The sequence below is a fragment of the Polaromonas sp. UBA4122 genome (assembly GCA_002381615.1).
Taxonomy (GTDB): domain Bacteria; phylum Pseudomonadota; class Gammaproteobacteria; order Burkholderiales; family Burkholderiaceae_C; genus Polaromonas.
The window spans coordinates 1-10,485 of sequence record DFWY01000043.1 but is presented as its reverse complement, the minus strand read 5'-3'; the positions used below and the strand labels follow the sequence as shown (position 1 = coordinate 10,485).

The window sequence follows — 10,485 nt, the reverse complement described above, 5'->3', positions numbered from 1 at the left end:
AGGGAGGCATCCATAGCATCTCGCTATAACCAAGCGCCTCAGGCCGGCAAGCGGAGGTATTGGCTGCAAAGTACCAAAAAGGCTTCCAGCTGGGGATCCACCCCGTTTTCCTGCTGCAGCAGGGCGGCCACTTCTGGTGCCACGAACCGGGCCAGGGCCGCATCCAGGAACAGCAGCCGGGACCGGCGAGCCAGCACATCTTCCACGGTACGCGCGTACTCGTAACGCGCTGCAAACCGCACCATGGCTTCTGTCAGCCCACCCCCAAGTTCATGCCCGGCACCCGGTAGGCCTTGAACGGCACCGGATTCACTTCCGTACAAATGGATGCCCGGCGAATCGCTGATTTTGGTAGCTGAATCCTGTGCACCCACCAACTTAAGATGCACAGTCGCTATTCCCGTACGCGCCGGGAGCAATCCTGCGGCGAAGCAGTTGTGCAAGACGTCCTCGGCCATGGCTCGGTAAGTGGTCCATTTGCCACCGGTCACCGTGATCAAGCCACTTTTGCTGACCAGTACCGTGTGCTCACGCGACAGGGCCTGGGTGCTTCCGGCGTCGTCATCGGTTGGTTTGACCAGCGGCCGCAACCCCACCCAAATGCTTTTGATGTCGGCCGGGCCTGGGGCGCGGTTCAGGTAACGGGCCGATTCGCGCAGGATGAAATCAACCTCTTCCTTGAATGGCAGCGGCTCGCGTGCCAGGTCATGACGCGGCGTGTCGGTGGTGCCCAGGATGGTTTTACCCAGCCACGGCACGACAAACAGCACCCGGTCGTCAGCCGTTTTGGGAATCAGCATCGCGTGGTCCGTGGACAAAAACGAGCGATCCACCACAATATGCACGCCCTGGCTGGGCGCGACCATGGGTTGGGTATCGCGCCCGATCGCCTGCCCGTCCTGGAGGCGCAGCTGGTCGACCCACACGCCTGCAGCGTTCACCACGCAGTGGGCTTTCAGTTCGAAAGAGCGGCCCTCTTCGGGGCCCTTCTCCCTGTCCTGCGCGTGAAGGCCCACCAATTTATTATTTTCGTGGATCAAACCGGTGGCTGCACAGTAATTGACCAGCAGCGCGCCCTGGCGCGCTGCAGTGCGGGCCAGGGCCAAGGCCAGCCTAGCGTCGTCAAACTGACCGTCCCAGTATTTGACCCCGCCCTTGAGGCCCTGCGGCTGGAGCGTCGGCAGGCACGCAAGGGTTTCGTTCCTATTTAAAAACGCCGTGGCTCCCAGTCCGGCCTTGCCGGCCAGGGCGTCATACATCTTGAGCCCCACGCCATAAAATGGCGCTTCCCAGAATTTATACGAAGGCATCACAAAGGGCAGCGGCTGCGCCAGATGCGGCGCATTGGCCAGCAGGGTCGTGCGTTCCCGCAAAGCCTCGCGCACCAGTGAGATATTGCCCTGCGCCAGATAACGGACCCCGCCATGCACCAGTTTGGTTGTGCGGGACGAGGTGCCCTTGGCAAAGTCGTGCGATTCGACCAATATTACAGAAAAACCGCGTGCGGCGGCATCGAGCGCTACCCCCAGGCCGGTGGCCCCGCCCCCGATGATGGCCACGTCATAGTGACGCTGCTCGGCAAGCCGGTCCATCAGGTCCTTGCGCCGCGCACGCGCCGGCAGGGATTCAGTCGCCATGGGCTTCTTTTTCTGTTTCCATAAAATTCATCTGCAGCACGTTTTCAGCTTACCTCAGCCACCGCCTGCACGGTTTCAGCCGAAGCCCTATTTTTCGGGTTTTTTTCTTTTCTGCATCTCTCGCTGTGGGTCTTTTTTGATAGTTTTTTTCCTGGTCGCTTTTTTATGTTTCGGTATAGAGTGTCTGGAACTTTTCGATACCGATTCGTGTGAACTGCCACTGAAATACCATGACTTATCTGCTCGCCCTTGACCAAGGTACTTCCAGTTCCCGAAGCATTGTGTTTGATGAGCTGGGCCATGTCATCGCCATGGCCCAGCAGGAGTTGCCACAGATCTACCCCCAACCGGGTTGGGTCGAACACGACCCACAGGAAATCTGGCGCACCCAGCTGGCCACCGCCCGGCAGGCGCTGCATCAGGCCGGCCTAACAGGCATTAAGGCCAGCGCCATCCGTGCGCTGGGCATCACCAACCAGCGCGAAACCACGGTGGTCTGGAACCGTGCGACCGGCAAACCCATCCACCATGCCATCGTCTGGCAAGACCGGCGCGCCGAAGCCACCTGCGTGCAACTGCGCGAGCGTGGCAAGGAGGCGCTGATCCATTCCAAAACCGGGTTGCTGATTGATGCCTATTTTTCAGGCACCAAGCTCAAATGGCTGCTCGACCACGTGCCCGGCGCACGCGCGCAAGCCGAACGCGGCGAACTGGCTTTTGGCACCATCGACTGCTGGCTGATATGGCAACTCACGGCTGGCGCAGTCCACGCCACCGACGTAAGCAATGCTTCGCGCACCCTGCTTTTTAACATCCACACCAACCAGTGGGATGCCGAGCTACTGGAATTGCTGGGCATTCCGCCGCCGCTCATGCCCCGGGTGATGCCTTCCAGCGCGCATTACGGCGAGGTCCGGCCCGAACTACTGGGCCACGCGATTGCCATCGGCGGTGTCGCTGGCGACCAGCAGAGTGCGCTGTTTGGGCAGGCCTGCTTCAAGGCGGGCATGGCCAAGAACACCTACGGCACGGGCTGCTTCATGCTGATGCACACCGGCACGCAGTTCCAGACCTCGCGCAACGGCCTGCTTACCACCAGTGCTGCGCAGACCACAGCACAGACCGAATTTGCCATCGAAGGCAGCGTGTTTGTCGGCGGTGCGGTGGTGTTGTGGCTGCGCGACGGCCTGCACGCCATCAAGGGCAGCGGCGAGGTGGAGGCGCTGGCACAAAGCGTTCCGGATTCCGGCGGCGTGATGGTGGTGCCAGCCTTCACCGGTCTGGGCGCGCCCTACTGGAAGCCGGACGCCCGCGGCACCATCACCGGGCTAACCCGCGGCACGACGATGGCCCACATTGCGCGGGCCGCCCTAGAAAGCATCGCCTACCAGAGTGCAGTTCTGCTGCAAGCCATGAGCCGCGATGCAGTCAGCGCCGGTGTAGCGCCCGTGGCCGAACTGCGGGTCGATGGCGGGGCCTGCATCAACGACTTGCTGATGCAGTTTCAGGCCGACTTGCTGGGCATTCCGGTCGTGCGCCCCGCCGTGATCGAAACCACCGCACTCGGTGTCGCCTACCTGGCCGGCCTGTCCAGTGGTGTGTACCGCAGCACGGCCGAACTCTCCAGCCTGTGGCGCGCAGGCCGCATATTTTTACCCACACTCAGCGCCGGGCGGGCCGCCGCCCTGATGGAGCAATGGGAGCATGCCGTGCGGCAGACGGCGCTTGAGTAACGGGGGAGCGCTGTCAACCGGACCATGGGCGACAATCCGCTGTAGGGCGGATGCTTTCAAAGCCGCCCCGATTTAAAGAGCAACACGGGCATGAGCACTCAAAACTCCTCCAGCAACAACGAACACATCGCCTTCATAGGCGGCGGCAACATGGCCAGCGCCATCATTGGCGGCCTGCTCAGACAAGGCCTTCCAGCCAGCCAGATTCAGGTGGTGGAGCCATTTGCCGAACAGCGGGCCAAGCTGACGCAACAGTTTCAGGTGGCGGTCGGCGAAGCCCCTGGCGCCTCGCTGAACCGCGCAACCCTGGTCGTCTGGGCCGTCAAGCCCCAGACTTTCAAGGAGGCGGCACAGCAGGCTGGCCCGCACACCGCCAAGGCGCTGCAGCTGAGCGTGGCGGCCGGCATTCGCTCGGACAGCATTGCGTCGTGGCTGGGCACCGAGCGCGTGGTGCGCGCCATGCCCAACACGCCGGCACTGATCGGCAAGGGTATGACCGCGCTCTTCGCTCGCCCGGCCGCGTCCGCAGCGGACCGGCTGTCGGTCGAACGTGTGATCCAGACCACAGGGGACTATTTGTGGCTGGACCAGGAAGAACGGCTGGATGCCGTGACCGCTCTCTCCGGATCCGGCCCAGCCTATGTGTTTTACTTCATCGAGGCCATGATCCAGGCCGGCGCCGACATGGGCCTCAGCCATGAGCAGGCCCACAAACTGGCCGTGGCGACCTTTGTGGGTGCTTCGGCACTGGCTGAAGGCTCCCCAGAGTCGCCCGAAGTCCTGCGCGCCCGTGTGACCTCCAGAGGCGGCACAACGTACGCGGCTCTTACAGTCATGGAGCAGGACGGCGTCAAACAACAGTTCATGCGTGCCATCCAGGCCGCCAGGCAGCGCGCCGTCGAGTTGGGCGACGAATTCGGCGCTAGCTGAGAATTTTCCGCATCAAATCAGCGAATCCCCTAGGAATCACGGGAGAATGCAGCTATTCTTTTAATAGCAGTTTATCCTGTTGCAGAGTGCAATTCCGGTCCACGCAAACTGCACTGCGGCCAACCTGACCGACTTCGTCAACCACTTGGCACACGTGAACGTTACTACAATGCGCACGCGCTTCTTGTCATGAACCACCTGTGTGGACGACCTAGGCAAAGTGCGTGTAAATACTTTTCTAACATTCGGAGTTTCCCATGAAAAAATTTCTGTCCATCCTCGCCAGCGCCGCTGTCCTCGCTATGCCTTTGGCCGTGATCTCCACGCCAGCATCTGCCCAGACCGGCGCACCTGTAGCCGCTCCGGCTGCAGCGCCTGCCTCAGCGCCTGCTGAAAAAGCAACGCCCGCAAAAGCAAAAACCAAGGCTAAAGCCAAGCACAAGGCTAAACGCACGGCAAAAGCCAAAAAAGCTGCCAAGTAAGCATAGCGACGCTTGACATGCCGGGGTCACCCGGTAAGCCAAAAGTCCTAAAAAGCCCGCCGCGCGCGGGCTTTTTTATGCGCGTGGAGCCGGCCAGACGACCCAACGCCCCCCGTAAAAACAGGGACGCTTGGACTCAATGCCCCAAATAAGACAAAGCAATCCCGGCAAACACCGTGAATCCCAGCCAGTGGTTGAGGCGAAACGCCTTGAAGCAGTCGTCGCGCTCACGTTTGCGTATCAGCCAGCCATGCCACAGCGCCTGCAGCAAGGCCAGGAGAATCGCTATCAAATAGATAGCTTGTTGTGCCCTTTCAATAAGGGCCAGAGCCCAAATTGACAGAAAAAACAGGTAACTGAGTATGACGCCGGCCACATCGAACCGCCCGAGCGTGATGGCTGAGGTTTTCATGCCAATCCGCAGGTCATCGTCCCGATCCACCATGGCGTATTCGGTGTCGTAGGCAATCACCCAGAAGAGGTTACCCAGCAACAAAACCCAGGCCAGCAAAGGTACGCGCGACTGAACGGCGGCAAAAGCCATCGGAATGCCAAAACTGAAGGCCACACCCAGCACCGCCTGTGGCATGGACACATAACGTTTGGCCAAGGGATAAATCAGCGTCACGGCCAGCGCGACAAACGACCAGGCGATGGTGGCTGCGTTGGTGGTGAGCACCAGGCCAAACGCCAGCAGGGTCAGCACCGCACCCAGCGCCAGCGCTTCCTTGACCGATAGCGCGCCACTGGTCACCGGCCGCTGGGCCGTGCGTTTGACATGCCGGTCAAAATCACGGTCGGCCACATCATTGAGACAACAGCCCGCACTGCGCATCAAAAACGTTCCCAGCGTGAACACCGTCAGCAAATACCAGCCCGGAAAACCGTGCGAGGCCACCCATAGCGCCGAAAGCGTGGGCCAGAGCAGCAGCAACCAGCCGGCAGGGCGGTCCCAGCGGATCAGTTGGAGGTAGAGCGCGAACCTCTCGCGCATCACAGGGCCAGCGCACGCAAATCGAGACGCCTGGCCCGCAGCGGTGGACACCAGAAGCACGCACCCGACACGGGTTTGAAAATACGAAACAACGCGTCAGTGATGCCATCGTCCAGCCCCACCATGCGGCGCAACTGCACCTCGAAAGCGTCGAACGAGCAGCCGTACGCCACGAACATCAGCCCTGCCTTGTGGCCGACAGCCCAAGGCAGGGAGCGACGCAGCACAAAGGCCTCGGGCTCAAAGCTTTCCTGCGTGGTTCGCTTGGCATGCGCCGATGCAGGCGCGTTATCCAGTTCCTCGTTGTCGCTGCGGCGTCGGCCCACCATGTTATCTTGCTCGGCGGGGGTTTCGGTGCCGTCTTCGTAGCCCGTCAGGTCACGGCCATGCCCGCTCGGGCCTCGGCCATGTCGAAAGGCGTCGAGCACCCGGTCCAGGTGCAAGGTCGGTGCCAGCGCCTTTTCCAGCTGGCGCGTCAGCAGCACCAGATCACCGGCATCGGCATCCCCCTCATAGCGCAGCCAGCAGTACAGCGCCGTGGGCGTAACGGGTACCGCAATCCCATGGCCCGCCAGCGCCGGGAACTCACGCAGCTTCGGCACCTGTGCGCCCAGCGCGGTAGCCAAGGCCGGGCCCACCCTCACCACTACGGACCGGCCATCCACCGACGGGACAGGGCACCGTAGCGCGTCGCCTGCAGTCGCCGGTTGCGTCAACGAGAACCGTAGATAGCGGCCCGTGCGGGGCACGTCGGCCAGGATGCCGGTTTGCGAAAGTTCCATCGGAACGCTCCTTGGATTCGGTTCAGTTAAGTTGTATTCAGGCGGGCGCCGGCAGTGCGCCAGGCTCAGGACAGACGCGTCACACCCGGCAGTTCGCACGCATAAATCGCGTTGCGTAATGCTGCGATCGCTTCATAGCGCGTAAAACTGCGCCGCCAGGCCAGTACCACGCGCCGGGTGGGTATATGCCCCTCGAAGGGCAGGTATTTGATATACGAGGGTTGCTCTGCGGCCACAGCATTTTTGATTCTTGCTGATTTTTTCCCGGCGACCGGGGCAGCCAGCGCGTCTTTGGGCACGCTCAGGCGCGGCACCAGCGTAATGCCCATGCCCGCAGCCACCATGTGCTTGATGGTCTCCAGCGATGAGCCTTCAAAACTCTTGCGGATGCCTGCGGTGCTGCTGGAAAACCGCGCGAACTCGGGGCAGACTTCCAGCACGTGATCGCGAAAGCAGTGGCCCGTTCCCAGCAGCAGCATGGTTTCCTTCTTGAGCTCTTCGGCCAAGACACTGCTGCGCGCGGCCAGTGGGTGGGCATTGGGGACCGCTGCCATAAAAGGCTCGTCGTACAGGGGCGCAATCGCCAGATTGGCATCCGGAAACGGCTCGGCCAAAATTGCACAATCAAGCTCCCCGGTGCGCAACTCTTCGAGCAATTTGACGGTGAAATTTTCTTGAAGCATCAGCGGCATTTGCGGTATATGCGCGATGGTCTGCCGCACCAAGTCCGGCAATAGATAGGGTGCTATGGTATAGATCACGCCCAGCCGCAACGCGCCAGCCAACGGATCTTTGCCGCGCTTGGCAATCTCCCGGATGTTGTTCGCCTGCTCCAGCACGCTTTGCGCCTGGCGCACGATTTCTTCACCCAGCGGAGTCACGGTAATTTCATTGGCGTTGCGCTCAAACAGCTTGACCTGCAGCTCTTCCTCCAGCTTCTTGATGGCCACACTGAGCGTCGGCTGCGAGACATGGCAGGCATCAGCCCCCTTGCCAAAGTGTTTTTCGCGGGCCACGGCAACAATATATTTGAGTTCGGTCAGCGTCATGGGCTTATTGTGCTGCTTTTCGACATTCCGATGCTTTTTATGCCGTGGTGGTTGGGGCTCAGTCTTTAGGGTGGGTAGCGGCTTTCCCAGCCGGCCAGCTTCATGCAAATGACCGTCTCTGGTGGATAGTACTCATTCGTGTTGTCTGAGCAACGCAATCAATGAGCCGGTCCCTGTTTGAAGACGCAGGCTGTCACCGGCGAGACCAGATAAATAAATTTGCTGGCCCGGTGCTTCTCATTGCATTAGGACAAGCCCCATACATATTCTGCGGCGAGGCTTTCACAATCAGCCGCAAGGAGTTTGTTTGTATGAACAAGCATTGGCTCAAGAGTTACCCGGACGGCGTCGCACACGAGACAGACCCCGAGCAGTTCCGCTCGCTCAATCAGCTGCGGGAAGACTCATTCAAGAAAAAAGCATCCCAGCCGTTTCCGGTCTGCTTGGACCGCTGGATGGAAGCAGGGTGAAGCTATCAAAGTCTTTGTAATGAAAAATGACCCTACACTGACCGAAGACGACGTGAGCGCCTATTGCAAGCAGCATCTCATCACAGGTTACAAGCGTCCAAAAAAATTTAAATTCGCGATGATTTACTCAAAACCAACGTCGGAAAAATCCTCAGGCTTGCGTTGCGTGCGCCGGCCTGAAGGCTTTCTCGGGGCGGCTCTATGATGCCCACGACTAACTTGCCAGCTGGACTGCACGTCTTTGAACGCGGCTGGCTATCCGCGAACAACATTTTGTTCACCGATGGTGATAAAACCTTGATGGTCGACAGCGGATACTGCACCCACGCCGCGCAAACGCTGTCGCTGGTTGAGTCCGTTCTAGGTGATCGCCCTCTCGATTTTCTCGTCAACACCCATTTGCACAGCGATCATTGCGGTGGCAACGCTGCTCTGCAAGCTCGTTATCCGGACCTCAAGACTTTGATCCCACCAGGTCATGCGCACCAGGTGGCGCAATGGGACCCGTTTGCGCTGACTTATGTGCCGACAGGGCAACTTTGCCCCCGATTTAAATTCGACAACACTCTTCGCCCAAGGACGAAAATGCGATTTGGTGCAAGCCATTGGGAAATTCACGCGGCGGCCGGGCACGATCCTCATTCACTAGTTTTTTTTGAGCCTGCCAGCAAAGTCCTGATCTCTGCCGATGCCTTGTGGGAAAACGGCTTTGGTGTGGTGTTTCCCGAGCTTGAAGGAGCCGCCGCATTTATTGAAGTAGCGGCAACGCTGGACAAGATTGAACAGCTGAACCCCAAGACCGTTATCCCTGGGCATGGCCGGGTCTTCGCTTACACCCCCGAAGTGCTGGCTCGCGCGCGGCTGCGCCTGGAGTCCTTTGTCAAAAATCCGCTCAAACACGCGCAACATGCTGCGAAGGTATTGCTCAAGTTCAAATTGCTTGAAACACAACGGCAATCTTTTGATGAATTTTCACAGTGGGCCATCGAAACCCCGTATTTCATGCAGATCAGGAAGAAGTTTTTCGAGGATGCCCCGGTTCGCCTGTGGATAGAACAACTGTGCGCAGAGCTCGTGGCCTCTGGCGTAGCCAGAAAAGATGGCGCATACATCCTGAATGCTTGAGCTCCACGAGTGTTGACGCCAACACTCTAAGACCTCATGAGAAAACTGATTCCACAAAAGAAGACGCCCAGTTGATTAAAAATCAACTGGGCGTTTCTCACTGTAAGAGCCTGACGATGTCCTACTTTCACACGGGAATCCGCACTATCATCGGCGCTAAGGCGTTTCACTGTCCTGTTCGGGATGGGAAGGAGTGGTACCACCTTGCTATGGTCATCAGGCATAACTTTTTGATAGATTGTCATAACAACAACCCATCGAATTCATAGAGTAAATCAGTTTTTATTTAGTTTTCGCGCTTTTGCGCTTTTTGAATGCGTCAACTTGGCATAACAACTTTGAATTAATCAAAGTTATAGGGTCAAGCCGCACGAGCAATTAGTATCAGTTAGCTTAACGCATTACTGCGCTTCCACACCTGACCTATCAACGTCCTGGTCTTGAACGACTCTTTAGGGGGCTCAAGGCCCCGGCAGATCTAATCTTGAAACGAGTTTCCCGCTTAGATGCTTTCAGCGGTTATCTCTTCCGAACTTAGCTACCCGGCAATGCCACTGGCGTGACAACCGGTACACCAGAGGTTCGTCCACTCCGGTCCTCTCGTACTAGGAGCAGGCTTCCTCAAATCTGCAGCGCCCACGGAAGATAGGGACCAAACTGTCTCACGACGTTTTAAACCCAGCTCACGTACCTCTTTAAATGGCGAACAGCCATACCCTTGGGACCGGCTACAGCCCCAGGATGAGATGAGCCGACATCGAGGTGCCAAACACCGCCGTCGATATGAACTCTTGGGCGGTATCAGCCTGTTATCCCCAGAGTACCTTTTATCCGTTGAGCGATGGCCCTTCCATACAGAACCACCGGATCACTATGTCCTGCTTTCGCATCTGCTCGACTTGTCAGTCTCGCAGTTAAGCACGCTTATGCCATTGCACTATCGTCACGATGTCCGACCGTAACTAGCGTACCTTCGAACTCCTCCGTTACACTTTGGGAGGAGACCGCCCCAGTCAAACTGCCTACCATGCACTGTCCCCGATCCAGATAATGGACCTAGGTTAGAACCTCAAACACACCAGGGTGGTATTTCAACGTTGGCTCCATGCGATCTAGCGACCACACTTCAAAGCCTCCCACCTATCCTACACAGATCTGTTCAAAGTCCAATACAAAGCTACAGTAAAGGTTCATGGGGTCTTTCCGTCTTTCCGCGGGGAGATTGCATCATCACAAACATTTCAACTTCGCTGAGTCTCAGGAGGAGACAGTGTGGCCATCGT

Annotated in this window: 9 protein-coding genes, 2 rRNA genes and 1 pseudogene; 6 read left to right on the top strand and 6 right to left on the bottom strand. The window is 58.5% G+C overall.

Features of this window, described 5'->3' with window-relative positions; translation table 11 throughout:
• Positions 1-38: 38 nt before the first annotated feature.
• Positions 39-1,637, bottom strand: a complete 1,599-nt coding sequence (locus tag B3F77_RS06030; protein WP_293604087.1) for a glycerol-3-phosphate dehydrogenase/oxidase — start codon at positions 1,635-1,637, stop codon at positions 39-41.
• A 230-nt stretch (positions 1,638-1,867) separates the two neighbouring features.
• On the opposite strand from B3F77_RS06030, the gene glpK reads away from it, so the two are divergent.
• From glpK to B3F77_RS06015, 3 genes are all read left to right on the top strand, one after another.
• On the top strand, positions 1,868-3,370 hold the full coding sequence (gene glpK, locus B3F77_RS06025) for a glycerol kinase GlpK (protein WP_293604086.1): 1,503 nt from the start codon (positions 1,868-1,870) through the stop codon (positions 3,368-3,370).
• A gap of 90 nt (positions 3,371-3,460) precedes the next feature.
• Positions 3,461-4,300 (top strand): pyrroline-5-carboxylate reductase, encoded by an 840-nt coding sequence (gene proC, locus B3F77_RS06020; protein WP_293604085.1) that lies wholly within the window; start codon positions 3,461-3,463, stop codon positions 4,298-4,300.
• A gap of 257 nt (positions 4,301-4,557) precedes the next feature.
• A complete protein-coding gene (locus B3F77_RS06015) occupies positions 4,558-4,782 on the top strand; it encodes a hypothetical protein (protein WP_293604084.1) in 225 nt (74 codons plus the stop codon).
• Positions 4,783-4,918: 136 nt separating this feature from the next.
• Here the strand turns inward: B3F77_RS06015 and ubiA are convergent, their stop codons facing one another.
• The 3 genes from ubiA to B3F77_RS06000 all read right to left on the bottom strand — a co-directional run bounded on the left by ubiA (position 4,919) and on the right by B3F77_RS06000 (position 7,607).
• The gene (ubiA, locus tag B3F77_RS06010) at positions 4,919-5,776 is read right to left on the bottom strand and encodes a 4-hydroxybenzoate octaprenyltransferase (RefSeq protein ID WP_293604083.1); all 858 of its coding nucleotides are present in this window, start codon (positions 5,774-5,776) and stop codon (positions 4,919-4,921) included.
• The gene (locus tag B3F77_RS06005; protein ID WP_293604082.1) at positions 5,776-6,558 is read right to left on the bottom strand and encodes a Dyp-type peroxidase domain-containing protein; all 783 of its coding nucleotides are present in this window, start codon (positions 6,556-6,558) and stop codon (positions 5,776-5,778) included. Before B3F77_RS06005 ends, ubiA begins: the two co-directional genes overlap by 1 nt.
• A gap of 65 nt (positions 6,559-6,623) precedes the next feature.
• Positions 6,624-7,607, bottom strand: a complete 984-nt coding sequence (locus tag B3F77_RS06000) for a LysR substrate-binding domain-containing protein (RefSeq protein WP_293604081.1) — start codon at positions 7,605-7,607, stop codon at positions 6,624-6,626.
• 161 nt (positions 7,608-7,768) lie between these two features.
• Between B3F77_RS06000 and B3F77_RS20910 the strand changes: the two genes are divergently transcribed.
• From B3F77_RS20910 to B3F77_RS05990, 3 genes and pseudogenes are all read left to right on the top strand, one after another.
• Entirely contained in the window at positions 7,769-8,077 is a 309-nt protein-coding gene (locus tag B3F77_RS20910; protein ID WP_414702968.1) for a hypothetical protein, read from the top strand.
• Positions 8,067-8,257, top strand: a pseudogene (locus tag B3F77_RS05995) (AMP-binding enzyme); the annotation flags it as partial. The gene B3F77_RS20910 and the pseudogene B3F77_RS05995, both read left to right, overlap by 11 nt.
• Before the next feature lie 24 nt (positions 8,258-8,281).
• Positions 8,282-9,202 (top strand): MBL fold metallo-hydrolase, encoded by a 921-nt coding sequence (locus tag B3F77_RS05990; RefSeq protein WP_293604088.1) that lies wholly within the window; start codon positions 8,282-8,284, stop codon positions 9,200-9,202.
• A gap of 108 nt (positions 9,203-9,310) precedes the next feature.
• Here B3F77_RS05990 and rrf read toward each other — a convergent pair.
• Together rrf and B3F77_RS05980 are read right to left on the bottom strand one after the other, a co-directional pair.
• Positions 9,311-9,423 (bottom strand): 5S ribosomal RNA (gene rrf / locus B3F77_RS05985).
• 136 nt (positions 9,424-9,559) lie between these two features.
• Positions 9,560-10,485 (bottom strand): 23S ribosomal RNA (locus tag B3F77_RS05980); the annotation flags it as partial.

Coding starts and splice junctions, on each gene's coding strand:
- B3F77_RS20910 (WP_414702968.1), top strand. CDS start 7,769: ATGAGCCGGTCCCTGTTTGAAGACGCAGGCTGTCACCGGCGAGACCAG.
- ubiA (WP_293604083.1), bottom strand. CDS start 5,776: ATGCGCGAGAGGTTCGCGCTCTACCTCCAACTGATCCGCTGGGACCGC.
- proC (WP_293604085.1), top strand. CDS start 3,461: ATGAGCACTCAAAACTCCTCCAGCAACAACGAACACATCGCCTTCATA.
- glpK (WP_293604086.1), top strand. CDS start 1,868: ATGACTTATCTGCTCGCCCTTGACCAAGGTACTTCCAGTTCCCGAAGC.
- B3F77_RS06030 (WP_293604087.1), bottom strand. CDS start 1,637: ATGGCGACTGAATCCCTGCCGGCGCGTGCGCGGCGCAAGGACCTGATG.
- B3F77_RS06005 (WP_293604082.1), bottom strand. CDS start 6,558: ATGGAACTTTCGCAAACCGGCATCCTGGCCGACGTGCCCCGCACGGGC.
- B3F77_RS06015 (WP_293604084.1), top strand. CDS start 4,558: ATGAAAAAATTTCTGTCCATCCTCGCCAGCGCCGCTGTCCTCGCTATG.
- B3F77_RS05990 (WP_293604088.1), top strand. CDS start 8,282: ATGCCCACGACTAACTTGCCAGCTGGACTGCACGTCTTTGAACGCGGC.
- B3F77_RS06000 (WP_293604081.1), bottom strand. CDS start 7,607: ATGACGCTGACCGAACTCAAATATATTGTTGCCGTGGCCCGCGAAAAA.